The organism is Caproiciproducens galactitolivorans, assembly GCF_026672255.1.
GTDB classification, from domain to species: Bacteria; Bacillota; Clostridia; order Oscillospirales; family Acutalibacteraceae; genus Caproiciproducens; species Caproiciproducens galactitolivorans_A.
On sequence record NZ_JAPOHA010000006.1, the window covers coordinates 155851 to 172362 of the forward strand.

Consider the following 16512-nt stretch of genomic DNA (forward strand, 5'->3'; position numbering starts at 1 on the left):
TGGTACGGTTCGAACCATCGATTCATCTTACGGTTTCCTTACACTTTTGTAAGGTTCCGGTTACAGATACATATTGCTTTTCGGAAAGACCAGGGACACCATCGTGCCGGAATTTTCAGTGGAGGCGATGGAAATGCCGAGGTTTAATTTATCGCACAGCTTTTTGCAAAGATACAGCCCGATTCCGGTTGACTTTGCCGTTCTTCGCCCGTTTTCACCGGTAAATCCCTTTTCAAAGACGCGCCCCAAATCCTTTTTGGGGATGCCGATTCCGTTATCCTCGAGAATCAGCGTTACGCTGTTCGCGTTCTGCAGTCCGCAAATTTTCAGATAAGGATTCCCTTTGCGATATTTAATGGAATTCATCAGAATCTGCCCGATCATAAAGTCCGTCCACTTTACGTCGGTAAACACGATTTTATCGAGCGCGGACGTCTCCACATGAACCTTGCTCTCAATCAGCAAGGTGGAATACTTTTTCAGGGCGGAATTTACCAGTTCTTTCAGTGTCGTCTGTTTAATGACATAATCTTTTTCAACCGTGTTGCTGCGGGAATAAAAAAGCGCCTGTTCCACGTAGTTTTCGATTTTGGACAGTTCCTCATTCAAGTTGAGCGTTGTTTCGTTGCGGTTGTTTTCAATAATCAGTTTGCTCGAGGAAATCGGCGTTTTTACCTCATGGACCCAGGTTTCAATATATTCCCGGTATTCCTGCGAAGCAAGGCGGTAGCGGGCGATTTCATCATTCATTGCCTTATTGGTCGTTTTTACGGTTTCGCAAAGAATCTTTCCTTCCAAAAAAGACGGCTCGTCCAGTATTTCGGAAAGCAGATACTTTTTATCCAGCTTCTCAAGGCTTTTCAGCAGTTTATTATAGAACGTCCTTTTCTGGAAATATTCCATGCCCAGCGCGGCGGCTTCCCCCAGCAGGAAAAGGCCGGTGATAAATCCCGCCGCGTAAGCACCGACAGCAAGCATATTCATTAAAGTCAGCGCGAACAGGGACGAAAGGATGACGAAAAGGACGGCAAAGATTTTATCCTTTAAGAATTCATAGAATTTCATACCATGTACCCCTGTCCCCGTTTGGTAATCAGGTAATTGTGCACTCCGATTTCCTCGAGCTTCCGGCGCAGGCGGTTGATATTTACCGTGAGCGTGTTGTCGTCCACGAATTCCTCCGACTGCCAAAGGTCATTCATCAGTTCTTCGCGGGAGATAATATGTTCCTTATTGCGCATCAGCAGATGTAAAATACGGAGTTCATTTTTAGACAGCTCCGCTTCGTTATTCCGACAGCGGGCGATACTTCTGGATAAGTCCAACTCCAACCCCCGGTGCGAAAGCACGCTTGCCGGTTCGGAATGATAAACCCGTTTCAGGACGGAGGATATCCGCGCCAGAAGGATCTGGGTATTATACGGCTTGGTAATAAAATCATCCGCCCCAAGGTTCATGCTCATCAGCTCGTCCATTTCGCTGTCCCGGCTGGTAACAATGATAATCGGAATTTCACTTTGGCGGCGGATTTCCCTGCAAATATGGTAACCGTCGTAAACCGGCAGATTGATATCCAGCAGAATAAGCTGCGGATTTTCCCGGAGGATGATTTCCGGCATATGTGCAAAATCATCCGACGCGGCGCAGGCATACCCGTACTTTTCGAGCAGCCGCTTTAATTCATTGCGGATTTTTACATCGTCTTCAACAATAAAAACAGTAGGCAAGCAAATCAGCCTCTTTCTTATTTCTTTGAAATTATCTCAATTATAGATTTATATTATTATAGTTTATCCCGGCGAATCAAGCAATCACCCACCGGTTTTCTTTCTCCCCGCAGCTTCTTTACTTTGAACCGCAATCATGATAGGATAATAGACGGAATTTTACGTAACCGCTGCGAAATCAGGAGGCCGGAATGAAAAAAATACTGTTGATTACCACCGGGGGAACAATCGCTTCCGAACCGACAGATGAGGGTCTTGCCCCATCGCTCACCAGCGGAAAGCTGGCGGCGTTTCTCGGCGGACTTACAGCTGAATACGATATAAAAACAGAGGACCTGTTCCAGCTGGACAGTTCGAATATCCAGCCGGAGGAATGGCAGTGCATTGCCCGAACGGTTGCCCGCGAATACCAAAATTATGACGGCATCGTTTTAACGCACGGTACGGACACCATGGCTTACACCGCCTCGGTACTGTCGTTTATGCTGCGGAATCTGCCCATCCCCGTGGTGATTACCGGTTCCCAGCTTCCCATCCGTCATCCGCTGACGGACGGCGTGGAAAACCTTCGCTGCGCCTTTGCAATGGCCAGCACAGGGATACCGGGCGTGTACGTTGCCTTTAACCGCAAGGTGATTTTAGGCGCTCGGGCGGTAAAGGTGCGGACTACCGGGTTCGACGCGTTTGAAAGCGTTAACTGCCCTTACGCGGCAACCATCGACGCGAACGGGCTGGAATTGAACGAATCCGTCCTGCCGCAGACAGACGGAGATTTTTCGCTGGAAGACAGCCTGTGCGACCGCGTATTTCTGATTAAGCTTACGCCCGGACTGAATCCGGAAATTTTCGATATGCTTTTGAAAATGAACTACAAAGGGATTGTCATTGAAGCCTTCGGCGCGGGCGGCCTGAACTTTGTCCGCCGCGATTTAATCGCCAAATTACAGAAAGCCGTAGAGCGCGGAATCTCTGTTGTGGTTTGCAGCCAATGCCTGTATGAGCGCAGCGACTTTACGATTTACCAAACCGGTCGGAAAGCATTAAAGAGCGGCGTTGTGCAGGGGTTTGACATGACCACCGAGGCCGCCGTCACAAAGCTGATGTGGGCGCTTGGGAAAACGGACAGGCCGGAGGATATCAAGCGGATTTTCACAACGAATTACGTTGGGGAAATCAACATTACATAACGATTAGAAACGGACTGCTCCCGTAACCGGAATTACAGAAACAATCGATTCTCCTATATTACGTACAGAAGCGCCCATACACCGGTTGGTGTATGGGCGCTTTGCTATCCTGTGAAATTAATATTTTTGGCCGTAAAACCCGCTGTTTTCCTCCGGCTCAGCCGCCGGAGTTTCTTCGTAATTCTCCGTGTTTTCCGGGGTATCCGGCACATATGTATTGCTGCTGCCCTTCAGTTGAAATTTTCCTACCAGTTTACGGAGCAGGTCCGCCTGAGCGGAAAGTTCTTCGCTTGCCGCCGCACTTTCCTCCGCGGTAGCGGAATTCGTCTGCACAATGGAGGACATCAAATCGACGCCCTGTGAAATCTGCTGAATCGCGGCGGCCTGTTCGGAGGACGCCGTATCAATCTCCAGAATCGTCCGGCCTACGTCCTCCACCTTATCGGCAATCTCCTGCAAGCCCTTTGCCGTCAGGTTTGCTATTTCCGAACCTTTCTGAACGCTCTGGATGGAGCCTTCGATCAGCGAGGTCGTCTGTTTCGCGGCGTCCGCCGACTTGCTGGCAAGGTTGCGCACCTCATCGGCAACAACGGCAAAGCCCTTGCCGGCGGCTCCCGCCCGCGCTGCTTCCACAGCCGCGTTCAGGGCAAGGATATTCGTCTGGAACGCGATATCGTCAATCACCTTAATGATTTTCCCGATCTCACTGCTGGCGGTGCTGATATCCTGCATGGATGCCAGCATGTTTTGCATCTGCTCATTTCCGAGCTTTACCTGCGCGACGGTATCTTTTACATTGTTTGTAACAAGGCGTACATTTTCCGAGTTCTGTGCAACCTTACCCGAAACCTCATTGGTGGAAGCCGCAAGCTCTTCCACGGAACTTGCCTGCTCGGTTGCGCCCTGCGCCAGTTCCTGCGCGCCGTCGGAAACCTGCTCCGCGCCGCTTTTTACCTGATCGGAGGAAGTGCTGATCGCGGTAAGCGTTTCATTCAGATCATTGGATATCTTGAGCATTGCATTTTTGATCGGGATAAAGTCGCCGATATACTCCTGCGTTATATCGGAAGTCATGTCCCCCTGCGCCATTAAATCCAGATGATTGGAAATATCGTGGATATAGGTTTTCAAATGGTCGGCTGCCTTCAGAAGCGATTTCGAAACCGCGCCGATTTCGTCCCTTGATTCATAGGGGATGTCCACATCCAGATGGCCGTCCGCAATTTTTTCGGCGGCCGCGGCCAGATCGCCAAGCGGTTTGCTCAGGGAACGGGCAAGCCGGATGCCCCATATTACAGAAACAACCAAGCCAATAGCCAAAACTGCCAGAAGCATAAAGATCATTGCGTCCGCCAGCCGGGCGTTTTCTTCGTTGTTCTTTTTTGCATCATTGATACGGTTTTCCATGCACTTTTGGAAATTTTCCGTAACCTGTTCGTTGATATTTTTATATTCCTCAAATTTCTGGAGTGCCTGGCCGGCATTCCCACTTTTCGCACTTTTTTCGATACTTTCGAGCAGCGGGACCATCTTCTGCTCATACGTCGTTTTTGCCTCGGTAAACAGGGCCTTGCTTTCTTTTGAAGCAATGGTCGGTTCATACTTTGCGCAGGCTTCCTGAAAAAGTGCCTGATAGTTCTTGGTAAGTTCATCTACTTTGCTTAACTCATCGCTCTTATCGTAATATAATATATAATCCCTGGCCTGGCCGTCCAAACGCTCCAGATTCAGGTTAATATCCGATACTACCGCCAGTGGGCCTGTCTGTGTATTATAAAGCTTATCGCTGGCAGCCTTCATATCCAGCAAACTTTTGATGCCCATTCCGCCTACAATTCCCGTAATCAAAGAAATGGAAAGAAAGGCCACCATCAATTTTTTAAAAATTTTAAAGTTCTTCATATTTCAGCTTCCTTCGTAAATAAAATAAGCAAATGAGCACGCAGCCAATCCGGAACCATGCTCCCCCTTTTTACCCTATATTGAATCTGCATAAAATCTTTTTGAGTCCGCGCAGATTTTTGGAAATTTCCGTATTAGTACGCTTTTTAAGGTTTTCCCCTCTTTAATATCGTCATTTATTGGAAATTTTTAATAGAATTTATATAATTCTATTATAATCATTGCATAAAGAAATAAAAATTGAAACAGACATCAGACATCTGTATTGAGAAATGATGTCTGATAGATTATAATAAGAAAGAAACGAAAATAAGGAGATTCACCGATGAAGAAAAAAGGAAAAAGTCTTGCTGAAAACACTGCGGACGATATTCTTGCAATGATAACGATCGATAAAAAATTCTCTTTAGGGGATAAGCTGCCGAACGAGAACGACCTCTCTTCGCAATTAAAGGTGAGCCGCACAACCCTTCGGGAGGCAATCCGCATTTTAGTCGCCCACAACGTTTTGGAAATTGAGCGCGGCAAAGGAACCTTCGTGAAAAAGAATCCGTCTCTCAATGATTCCGTTGCTTTGAAGGAACTTTCCGAAATCCCTATGGATGTGAAGGATTTATACGAAATGCGTCTGATTTTCGAGCCCCAGTCCGCTTTTTTGGCCGCAAAGCGCGCCACCGACAAGGAACTGGAGCGGATTTTATATTACGGAAAGCTGGAAGAAGAACAAATCCTGAAAAAGCTGGACCGAACCGAAGTGGAACAGGCGTTTCACAAATCCATTGCCAAGGCGACCCACAATGAATTTATGAACCGGCTGATGCCGATCCTTTATCAGGCGATCGGAAAGGGCGTTATTTTATCGTATGCAAAAGAGGACATCGTTCAAAACACGCTGAATGACCACCGGATGATTATGGAATTCCTCGCAAAACGGGACGCCCTCGGCGCAAAGACCGCCATGGAGCTGCATATCATCCACGCCATGCGCGGCTTCGGCATCGATGACGAATAACAAATCTTTCCGCGTGCAAAAGCGCCATACCGCCTGTTTGGTGATAGGACGCTTTGTTTATCCGCTTCTCCGGTCTTCGGTGCGCTTTCGATTTCATCGAATTGCGATAGTGCAGTATTTATTTTTCATTGACATAAGACATCATACAATATATAATAATTTAAACAACCACATAGAAAGAGGTGCTCGAAATGAACAGTGATGCAGTAACAAAAAGTGTACCGCAGCGCGCCCTGTTCCATGCGCTTGGGTTAACCGACGAGGAACTGGAACGGCCGCTGATCGGCATCGTCAGTTCACAGAACGAGATTGTTCCGGGGCATATGAATCTGGATAAAATCGTTGAGGCGGTAAAAACCGGCGTTTCCATGGCCGGCGGAACCCCGATTGTGTTTCCGGCCATCGCGGTGTGCGACGGATTGGCAATGGGCCATCGTGGAATGAAATATTCCCTGATCACAAGGGAACTGATTGCCGATTCCACCGAAGCGATGGCTCTGGCCCATGCGTTTGACGCTCTCGTAATGGTTCCGAACTGCGATAAAAACGTCCCGGGTCTGTTAATGGCCGCCGCGCGCCTGAATATTCCCGCCATTTTTGTCAGCGGCGGACCGATGCTCGCGGGCCGGGTGGACGGACAAAAGACCAGCTTTTCCAGTGTTTCGGAAGCCTCCGGCGCATATCACGCGGGAAAAATCACGAAAGAAAAGCTGCTGGAATTCGAAAACCGGGTCTGTCCCACCTGCGGTTCCTGCTCCGGCATGTATACCGCCAACAGCATGAACTGCCTGACGGAAGTCCTCGGTATGGGCTTAAAGGGAAACGGAACCATTCCGGCGGTTTATTCGCAGCGTCTTCAGCTTGCAAAACACGCGGGAATGCAGATTATGGAACTGCTGAAAAAAAATATCCGCCCGCGCGACATTATGACCGAAGGCGCGTTCCGCAACGCACTGACGATCGACATGGCTCTCGGGTGCAGCACGAACAGCATGCTTCACCTTCCCGCGATTGCGCATGAATGCGGCATCTCTTTAAATTTGGATATCGCCAATGAAATCAGCGATAAAACACCGAACCTCTGCCACCTCGCACCGGCAGGTCATACCTATATGGAAGACTTGAATGAAGCCGGCGGTGTTTACGCGGTGATGAAGGAAATCAGCAAACTCGGCCTGCTCCAAACGGATCTGATTACCTGCACGGGCAAAACCGTCGGTGAAAATATTGCAGACAGCGTGAATCTCGATCCGGAGGTAATCCGTCCGGTTGAAAATCCTTACAGCAAAACAGGCGGCATTGCGGTATTAAGAGGAAATCTGGCCCCCGACTCCTGCGTCGTCAAACGTTCCGCGGTTGCGCCGGAAATGCTGAAGCACGAAGGCCCGGCAAGGGTGTTCGACAGCGAGGAAGAAGCCATCGAAGCCATCACTTCCGGAAAGATTGTACCCGGCGATGTCGTTGTCATCCGCTATGAAGGGCCGAAGGGCGGCCCCGGCATGCGGGAAATGCTGAATCCCACTTCTGCGATTATGGGCATCGGGCTCGGCGGCAGCGTTGCGCTGATTACGGACGGACGTTTCAGCGGCGCAACCCGCGGCGCGGCAATCGGCCACGTCTCCCCCGAAGCGGCAGTCGGAGGAAATATCGCACTGGTACAGGAAGGCGATCTCATTCAAATTGATATTATGGCAAACACCATCAATTTTGTTATCAGCGACGAGGAACTGAAAAAGCGCAGGGAAAACTGGAAACCGAGGAAGCCGAAAATTACGGAAGGCGCCCTGGCCCGATATGCTTCACTGGTTTCGTCCGCCAATAAAGGAGCCATTCTGGAAATCAAATAAACCTGTTAAAAAGCCGCCCGGGGACGAAGTTCGTTCCCGGGCGGCTGCTTTATTCTACAAAATGAATTATTTCGGAAGCTGGCTGAGCATGGTGGCTGTTTCTACAAAGAAGTCCAAAGCGCCGTCCCAGTTTCTGCCGATGATATCTTCGTGGTCAATATGTTTTGTTCCCATAAAGTTCCACTGGCCGATCTCCGGTGTGCCATTGTAATCTTCGATGACATCCGTGGAACCGTAGTGCGGGCCGCTTTCGGAAATCGTATTGACATAGCCGTCGTTCGGCCACCATTTCTCATCGATAACCGGAATTTCACGGGAATAATCCTTGCGATGGTAGGAACCCATAAACGCCGCCTGCGCCGCCCACTGTGCATTGTAGAGCTTCTTATCGCCCATAATCAGCGGATCGGCAACCTGATGCCCATCGAGTGAAAGAAGCGCTTTCTTCGTGCCCAGGCATCCCCAGGAGAAATAATAGGTATCGGGCTGGGCCGTAACCCATTGATTCTGTACGACGGCGCCGTCCGTGCCTAAATCATAAGCGCAGTTGTCTTTGCTGTTTGTCCACATACTGCTCTTGAATACTCTGTCCAGGAAGCTCTTCAGGCTTTCACCGGATTTTCTCTTAAGCCCGAACTGATCGAGCTTAATATCATAGATTTCAGCTGAATTTTGGAAATTTCCAAGAGTTGAGCCGGCCGCCGAAAGGAGAATCGCCGCGAATTTGTTTGTTCCCTTAACGTCGGCAAGCGTTGTTCCGTCGTGCGGGCTTGCCAGCGTGGTAACGCTGTCTATCCAGCTGTGTCCGCCTTCGAACAGCGGGCTTACCTTTTCGCCGGACGCCGCTCTTTCTTCCTCACTGCCTTCTCCGAGAAGCGCGGACAGGAGCCTTACCGTCTGGCCGCCCTGGCTGTGGCCGATCAGATGAATCTTATTGATATTTCCGTCTTCATCTTCCGCTCCCCAGTCCTTAACGAACCCTTTGTAGGTTCTTCCGAACCGGGCGTGGCCGTAGCGTTTTGCATGCGCTTCACCGTAGTCCACCGTGCCGCCTTTGATTTCCGCATAAAGCTCACAGGCTCTGTCCCAGTTGCTGGAGAGCGGGCCTACGGCAGCGGTGTAAGTTGTAAAGCCCCTGTCGTTCAGTTCTTCCTGAAAATCAACATTTCCGCCCCAGTAATACTTGGTGTTGAACGCCAGCCTTCCAAAGGCTTCGTCCCTTCCCCAGCCGTTGCAGCCGTGGCAGAGAACGATTGGATAATCGTTTTGACGCGATTCACTTTCTTTCGCCGCCGCAGATACGGTCGACGGCAGGAACACGGACAGTGTTAACGCCGCCGTTAACAGGAGCGCGCCGAGTTTTTTGCATTTTGACCTTTTCACCATTTCACAATCCTCTTTTCTTTTTTTTGGACATTCTCAGAAGTTCAGGAATAGAAAATCTTTTCTTTTTGTTTCAAAGGCTTTCTTTTTGGAAAGGAACCGGTATTACATTTTTACATTTTTTTCTTTTTGAAACTGAGAACATTCGTGCCGAATCTTATGTATTTTTTGAAAATATCCTAAACAGAATTATAGAAAAGAATTACGATGAAGTAAATAAACATTTCATCAATATTGTTTAAACTATTCCATAGGATTGCTCATAAATAAATGCATGTGGAAATTTCCGTAAAATCATAACCAACTTTATAAAGGAAAAAAGGCCAAATAAAAGGAGAAATCCGCCGCGAATTTTTCGGCGGATTTTGGCGCAAAAAGCAAAAACCCGCTGCAAAATTTGATTTACAGCGGGTTTTTTGCAAGAAGAAAACGGGTTTTAATAGAGGCCGATCACCTTAAAAATCACGGCATTTACGACTACTCCGATAAATCCCCAGAAGGTTCCCAGAATCGCTCCTGCAAGTACGTCCCGGGGATAATGCATCCCCATGTACATCCGTGTCGTCCCGACCAGAGCGGCCAGTACATAAAGAACGACCGCAATGAACACATTCGCTTTAAAATACTGAAGCAGCATAGTAGCCATATAAAACGCCTGTGCGGTATGCCCGCTGGGAAAAGATTTTCCCCTTGCGCGCGTACCGACTACCCGGACATCCTTTAGCTTCGAGAACGGGCGCGGCCGTTTTATTAAAAATTTAATCGTTTCCACAACAAGCCAGAGCGTCAGCGTGCCGAATATAAATTCATAGGCCAGATGGGGATTCACCGCAAAATACAGGACCAAAGCGATCACAACGGTTGCGATGCCGTTGCCAAGCTCGGTCAATGCCATCATCGTGCGGTCCAGCCAGCGCGGCCGATTTCCGGGTTTGTTAAAAAAGGAAAACACATAGGCGTCTATATTTTGGCCTGCCGTCCACACCAGCGAAACCGCCAGAAGGCAAAAAATCAGAAGCATGGCGAGCAGCACCGAGTGCTGTCGCATGGTAAGCCAGATATGCCTCCAAAAGGTATGGGGCACGAACGTTACGTAGAGGGCAAGCGCGGTAAGGATGACAAGCAGCCAGACGGACGGGCGGAGATGCCGGATCCGGCAGATCAGCCGCTCGCATTTCTGAATCTTCGGATGTGCAGGATGATCAGTCATTTTTCTTTTGTTCCCCCGTTTGCTTGTTTCCTTTTTTAGGGCGCGGAAGCATCACAGCAAGCGCGCGGCGCTTCATTTCGATATGAACCGCACCGGTTCCCAGCGCGCTGCTGTCCGCCATAACCTGCATGGGCGGCGTCGTTTCAATATCCACCTTATGAACATGGTAATGTTCCACCCTTGGGTCCTCCGCTTCGCTGATATCCGAACCTTTTAAAGCGCAGCCGAGCAGGTTCATCTTGTTCAGATTGGAAAAAAGAAGAACATCCAGCAGCCCGTCTTTAAAAGCCGCCGTATTTCCCACACGGTAGTTGCGCCCAACGTTGGGCATGTTTGTTACAAGCACGACATGCCCCATCCGGACAATTTCACGCCGATCATCCATTGACAGCTTGATTTTCGAAGGGGAAGAAGTAACAAGCGTCGCAAGAAAATCGCCTACCCGCTCCAAATGCCCGTGCTGAATATCATCCCCCGCCGAAAACAGGGAGGACATCAGCCCAACCGAGCAGACTTCCAGAAACGGCGTTTCAGCGCCTTCATAAGAAGCCACGCCCATATCGATTTTCATTCGTTCCCCAAGCCGGAGAATGGAAATAGCGGACGGAATATCCTGCGGTATATGCAGGCTCAGCGCGATATTGTTCTGCGTCCCCGTCGGAATAATGCCGAGCGTAGCAGGCAAACCCGTAATTTCCCTGGCAACCGCGGAAATCGTTCCGTCCCCGCCGCAGACAACGAAAAGGCTCACGCCCTGCGCAAGGGTGTCCTGAACCATCTTTGCGTAATCGCTGTCCGGTTCCGTAAGATATACCTCGGGAATAAACTTCCATTCCTGCATCATACTGATGACATCCATCAATTGAACAGGAGAGGCATTTGCCGAACCGGAGGCAGGATTAAAAATCAGCTTGGCGCGTCTCCGCCGTTTTCCCCAGTAATAGATTTCATTCTCCATCTTGCCTGCAAAACCTTTCTCTCACGCCGTATTCATAATAGGATTATTATGGATAAATTGATGAAGAATATGTTCCCCTCAGGCAGGATTCGTGAAAATTCCAAAAAACAAGGCACCCCATTTTCGGGATGCCTTGCCGTATTTAATGTCTCGGGTGGGAACGTACCGCCAAAATCGCCTTAATGACGGCGGTTACGACCTCCGCGTTGGTCTGCGTATCTACCTGGGGCGTGGGCTGGCCTTCCATTAAAACCATGTAATGAGGCGTAAGCCGGTTCAGCGCCAGCGCGACAATGTCTTTTTTACAGCGGTCACACCGGCAGCATTGAAATCGCTTTAATGCGTCTTCCAGTTTTTCGAGCACGATATTTTCCATAATATTCACCAGAACCGTTTGCTGGGTATCCATAAGCGGAACCCCAAGCTCCCGGCGCATCATCGTCCTGTGGGGGCTCGGCGCTTCCTGCTCCGGGAGTGCTTCCGCCTCCGCTTTTTCGGAGGAAGGCTCCTCCCTATCCTGTTCTTCCGGCGATGCGGCCTTAATGGTTTTGGAGCCGGAAGGCATCAGCATTTTATACATTAAATCCTTATCAATATCTTTTTTGGTTTTTGCCATACCGATTAAGCCTCCTTTGTCAACAGTTCGTCTGTAAAGTTCTGATAATCTTTCGCAATATTGTTCCGGGGGGAATAATCCAGAATATTCTGCTGTATGGACTGCGCTTCGCTTACGACAACACTGCTCCTTATGTAGGTATCAAAAAGCCGGATATTCAAATCCTCCGCGATCATCGCGGCGGTACCGCGGATTTCCTTGCACAAATGGGTTCGCGGGTTGAATTTTGTAAGCAGAATCCCCGCAATATTCAGGTCGGGATTGCAGTATTTTTTTACGCGTTCAACGGTTTCATAAAGCTTGCCGATCCCCTGCAGGCTGAAAATATCGGACAGCACGGGTACGATAATCGCATTGGACGCGGTAAAAGCATTGATCGTCAGGATGCCGAGCGCGGGAGGCGTATCCAGCAGAATATAGTCGTAATGGTCCAAAACCGGCTTAAGGGCTTCTTTCAGTAAATATTCCCTTCCGGTATTCGTAAATTCCAATTCAATACCGCTCAGCAGGATACTGGAAACGATAAGATCAGCCGTATCCGATTTCTGTATGGCAAACAGGGTTTTTACGTCGCCTTTCAGAACATCGTAAATCGTTGCGCAGGTATCGGTGTCAACTCCTACACTAAAACCGAGGTTTCCCTGCGGGTCCAGATCGATCATCAGGACGCGGAAACCTCTTTTTTTGAGCCCCGCCGCCAAATTGCAGGTAGTGGTTGTTTTCCCTACTCCGCCTTTTTGATTCGATATCGAAATTACCTTACACATCTTATAAATCCCCCTTGGCGATTTCACAAGCTAATTCTCCTGTTATTATACTATTTTTTACACAATCTTACAATAATTTCATTATTATGACTGATTTCTTTTTATTGCTTTGTTGACTTTATCCTATTTTTTGGCATTTAAGAAATCATTGATGATTTTATAACAGTCTCTGACCTGTGAAAAAACCGGGGGCATTGTAAAAAATCCGTGAAGCGCGTTCGGAATTTGGTGTACCTCCACCGTATTTCCGGCCTGTTCCAGCCTTCTTCCGTAATCCTCCGCCTCATCCCGCAGGGGGTCGTGTTCGGCCGTAATAATCAGCGTGCTCGGCTGGTTGCTGAAATCCTTGGATGCCAGCGGGGCAAAATACGGGTTCTGCAAGTCCTTTTCGTCCGCCATATACAGCGCCATGTAATCGTTAATCCGTTTTGCAGTCAGCAAATATTTCTTTTCGCTGCTCCGCGCCGACGCGTAGGGAGACCGATCGGTGTGATCATGGTACGCGGCAGGGTAGAGAAGAATCTGCCGCGCCGGAAGAAATTCGCCCCTGTCGCGCGCCATCAGGGACACAGCGGCGGCTAAATTTCCGCCGGCGCTGTCGCCCATAAGCGTAATCTGATCCGCTTCCGTTTGAAACAGGGAGGAATCGAGGAAAATTTCACGCGCAACGCGATAGCAGTCCTCCGGAGCCGCCGGAAAGCGATATTCCGGTGCAGACCGGTAATCAACCGATACAACAGTACAGCCGGTCATTTCGGCCAAACTTGCGCAGACCCGGTTATAGCTGTCAATGAAGCCGGTTACCCATCCGCCCCCATGGAAAAAGAGAAGAATGGATTTGCTCTCGTTTTCAGAAGGGGTAAAAATGCGCACGGGTATGGCATGATTTTCATAAGCAACGACATGGTCCCACACTTTATACGGCAGTTTATGGCGATGATTTGCGATGCTGATTATTTTCTTCTGGAACTGATACTGATCTCCCAAATCAACTTCGGTATAGGAAAGAGCCCGCAGCGCAGTCCGCATCAATCGGTTTACCGCCATTTTTATACCCGCCTTTCAAAAGAGCCAAATATAAAAGTAGTATATACCGTTTCCTGCCCTTTATCGGCGGCACCTGTCGCATTGGAAACCTACAGAGCAGAAAAGAGCGGCATGGTTAAACCATGCCGCCTGACAATTAAAATTTATCCTCTTCGGAATAGAACGTGTAGCAGTCCTTCCCCCGCCGTTTCGCCTTGTAAAGGGCGGCATCCGCCTTGGGGTACAGCTCCTGATAGGTTTTCCCGTCCGCCGGGAATAACGCGATTCCGATGCTCCCCGATATCTGATACGATAAATCCTTGCTGGCGCGCGTACTGCGGAAAATCCCGCACATCGATTTTGCCTTTTCTTCAATCAGATCATCGGTTGAAATGTCCCGCAGAAAGACAATAAATTCATCCCCGCCGATACGCCCGACAACATCCGACGTTCGAAAGAGCTTTTGAAGCCGGTGGGATATTTCCATAATCACTTCATCGCCGGTCATATGGCCGAACTGGTCGTTAATCGCTTTAAAGTTGTCAATATCAATCATCATCAGCGCGTGCTTTTCGACAGGCGCCGAATCCGCCAGATGGTCTTCAATCTGGGACTGCGTCGCGGTTTTGTTAAAAAGGTTCGTAAGCGGGTCGCGCTGTGATTTATCCAGAAGCCGCTGCATTTCTTTTTTCTGCTTATCAATATTATACGCTTTTCCGATGGCCTTGCTTGGTTTTCCGTACGAGTCATAGATGATCTTTGATTTTATACGGTGCCAAACAGGATCACCGGACTTTGTGATGAACCGGATTTCCGTCTCCGAATTTGCATTCCCCATACGCAGTTCATTTAAATAGGCTTTAAATCCGGGCAAATCTTTTTCACAAATACTTTCGTTCTGTAAGATGTTCTTCAAAAATTCGGATATGTTCGGATATCTGCCCGTTAACGCCGTAAAGAGCGGGGAAAAACCCATGCAGTCGGCGGGAATATCATACTCGAACATGATGTCGTCCGAAAGATTCTCCGCTATTTGGTACCGTTCCTGCTCAACTTCCAGTTCTTCCTGCGCCTTTTTCAGCGATGTAATATCGGAAAAAACACATTGATAAATAACCTGCTGGTTCTGGTTTACCGTTCGGGTTCCGCTTAAAGAAACCCAAATGGTTCTCCCATCGCTTTGAATCATCCGGAATTCCGCCATAATCGGCCTTTTTTCCTCAATCTGCCTGGAAATCATGCTGGTTAAGAAATGCGAATCATCCGGATGAACGTTTTCAATTCCCTCATGCTTTTGCGCTTCATATTCGTCTTCCGTACATCCGCACAGCCGGTAAAATCCCTCGCTTGCATAAACGAGCTTGAGCTTTCCTTCCTCATAGAGGTACTGGGCCACGCCCCCCGGAATGCTGTTGGCCAAAGTAAGAAGCTGCTTCATGGCGTCATTGGCCTTTTTATGCGCCTGTTTCGATTCCGTAATATCAACCACAACCGAATAAAACTGCCTTTGCCCGTCCTCATTTGTAACAATCTGAACGCGGTTTAAAAGCCAGCGTATTTTGTCTTTTGCAGTAATCACCCGGTACTTTACTTCCGCAAACTTTCCCTGCGTAAACTGCTGCCGAATACTGTTTAACGTATGTACACGATCTTCTTCATAGATCATGTTACAGAAGGAATTCTTGTACTTCTCCAAAAACTTTTCTCTTGTGTAGCCGGACATTTTCAGCAGCCCGTCGCTCACGAATTGAAATTCCATATTCTCACTGTCGTTACAGCGGAACGCGCCGCCAGGCAGGTTGGAAATAAAGGTTTCGAGCTCCACTTTTGTGGAGCGCAGCTCATCATTCTTTTTGCGGATCATCTGCCGGTTCTTTCTCTCCGAAAATACGATGTATAAAATAAACAAGAGCATCGCGATGACAAGCTGAGCCATAAGCGGGATGGTATAATTCATGATTTTATTGGTTTTAAACGTGATTTCATTAATGGAAACCGTTTTAAAGAGGTACCAGTCCTCAATTCCCAACGGCATATAATATACAAAATATTCATCCTGATCCGTATAATAGTGGGAATTTCCGGACTTCCCCGTTTTCATGTTGGATTGGATTCTATTTAAATCATTCCGGTCTTCAAAAGACAGATTTGTGCTAGAAAAAATATTCATATCCCGTTTTTTGGGGTCGGTTGTGGACAGAATAGTCCCGTTTCCAAGCACGATACTGGTTTCACTGGAATCTTCGCTGTCTTTTCCACTGAGAGACGCGTCAATTTTATTCGTCGGAATCATTATTTCAACGACTCCCGCCACTTTGCCTTCAATTTTAACCGGCGCGGCAACCACGATTACCCTGCTTCCGTCCAACCTCGAATTTTCAACAGAAGACGTTACGGTACAGCCGCTGATCGCTTTTTTAAAATACGCACGGTCGGCAATTTGAAGAACGCGGCCGTCCCTTAAACAGCATGTGCCGTCCGGCTGCACATAGGCAATAACGGTATTGGGGTCGGACGGTTCCATTTTTTTCAAAAAGCCTTGAATTCTCTCTTTATCCATCGGGGCAGATTGCGTTTCAAGAGCCCTGGAAAATTCTTCAGCGGAAGCGGCGGCACATTTCAGCCCACTGCTTACGATTTGGGCATTCTGCGCTGCTTCCGCCATTAAATTTTTCTGAATATCTTCCGTAAATGTATTTCGGACAAGAAAGGTATAGTGGCTGAAAGACAGAATAATAACCAAAGTGGCGGCGGCAATAACGAGGATCGCAGTTACGGGTGTATTAATTCTTCTCTTCAACTTTATTATCCCCCCAAGACATAGCGGAAGCCTTCATGCGGGTTTCATTAAATTCCAAATGAAATATAAATATATAG

13 protein-coding genes are annotated in these 16512 nt (G+C 48.4%); 3 read left to right on the forward strand and 10 right to left on the reverse strand.

Annotated features, from left to right (window positions below; all coding sequences use genetic code 11):
• Positions 1 to 60 precede the first annotated feature (60 nt).
• Positions 61 to 1065: a sensor histidine kinase gene (locus tag OUY18_RS07560; RefSeq protein WP_268058154.1), complete on the reverse strand. Its 1005-nt coding sequence runs from the start codon at positions 1063 to 1065 to the stop codon at positions 61 to 63.
• A complete protein-coding gene (locus OUY18_RS07565) occupies positions 1062 to 1727 on the reverse strand; it encodes a response regulator transcription factor (protein WP_268058155.1) in 666 nt (221 codons plus the stop codon). Before OUY18_RS07565 ends, OUY18_RS07560 begins: the two co-directional genes overlap by 4 nt.
• A 191-nt stretch (positions 1728 to 1918) precedes the next feature.
• Between OUY18_RS07565 and OUY18_RS07570 the strand changes: the two genes are divergently transcribed.
• The gene (locus OUY18_RS07570) at positions 1919 to 2914 is read left to right on the forward strand and encodes an asparaginase (RefSeq protein WP_268058156.1); all 996 of its coding nucleotides are present in this window, start codon (positions 1919 to 1921) and stop codon (positions 2912 to 2914) included.
• Positions 2915 to 3031: 117 nt separating this feature from the next.
• Here OUY18_RS07570 and OUY18_RS07575 read toward each other — a convergent pair whose 3' ends face one another.
• Positions 3032 to 4816, reverse strand: a complete 1785-nt coding sequence (locus tag OUY18_RS07575; RefSeq protein ID WP_268058157.1) for a methyl-accepting chemotaxis protein — start codon at positions 4814 to 4816, stop codon at positions 3032 to 3034.
• A gap of 325 nt (positions 4817 to 5141) precedes the next feature.
• Here OUY18_RS07575 and OUY18_RS07580 point away from each other — a divergent pair, with 325 nt between their 5' ends.
• Positions 5142 to 5828, forward strand: coding sequence for a FadR/GntR family transcriptional regulator (locus tag OUY18_RS07580; RefSeq protein ID WP_268058158.1), 687 nt, complete (start codon positions 5142 to 5144; stop codon positions 5826 to 5828).
• Between the two features lie 191 nt (positions 5829 to 6019).
• Positions 6020 to 7675, forward strand: coding sequence for a dihydroxy-acid dehydratase (gene ilvD, locus OUY18_RS07585; RefSeq protein ID WP_268058159.1), 1656 nt, complete (start codon positions 6020 to 6022; stop codon positions 7673 to 7675).
• A gap of 66 nt (positions 7676 to 7741) precedes the next feature.
• Here ilvD and OUY18_RS07590 read toward each other — a convergent pair whose 3' ends face one another.
• From OUY18_RS07590 to OUY18_RS07620, 7 genes are all read right to left on the reverse strand, one after another.
• Positions 7742 to 9061, reverse strand: a complete 1320-nt coding sequence (locus OUY18_RS07590; protein WP_268058160.1) for an esterase/lipase family protein — start codon at positions 9059 to 9061, stop codon at positions 7742 to 7744.
• A 433-nt stretch (positions 9062 to 9494) separates the two neighbouring features.
• Positions 9495 to 10268 (reverse strand): phosphatase PAP2 family protein, encoded by a 774-nt coding sequence (locus OUY18_RS07595; protein ID WP_268058161.1) that lies wholly within the window; start codon positions 10266 to 10268, stop codon positions 9495 to 9497.
• Positions 10261 to 11226, reverse strand: a complete 966-nt coding sequence (locus OUY18_RS07600; RefSeq protein WP_268058162.1) for a diacylglycerol/lipid kinase family protein — start codon at positions 11224 to 11226, stop codon at positions 10261 to 10263. Before OUY18_RS07600 ends, OUY18_RS07595 begins: the two co-directional genes overlap by 8 nt.
• 142 nt (positions 11227 to 11368) lie before the next feature.
• Complete coding sequence (locus OUY18_RS07605; protein WP_268058163.1) at positions 11369 to 11842, reverse strand: late competence development ComFB family protein; 474 nt, start codon at positions 11840 to 11842, stop codon at positions 11369 to 11371.
• Positions 11843 to 11847: 5 nt separating this feature from the next.
• Positions 11848 to 12609 (reverse strand): ParA family protein, encoded by a 762-nt coding sequence (locus OUY18_RS07610; protein ID WP_268058164.1) that lies wholly within the window; start codon positions 12607 to 12609, stop codon positions 11848 to 11850.
• 123 nt (positions 12610 to 12732) lie between these two features.
• On the reverse strand, positions 12733 to 13656 hold the full coding sequence (locus OUY18_RS07615; protein WP_268058165.1) for an alpha/beta hydrolase: 924 nt from the start codon (positions 13654 to 13656) through the stop codon (positions 12733 to 12735).
• Positions 13657 to 13792: 136 nt separating this feature from the next.
• Positions 13793 to 16435, reverse strand: coding sequence for a diguanylate cyclase domain-containing protein (locus tag OUY18_RS07620; RefSeq protein ID WP_268058166.1), 2643 nt, complete (start codon positions 16433 to 16435; stop codon positions 13793 to 13795).
• Positions 16436 to 16512: the final 77 nt, after the last annotated feature.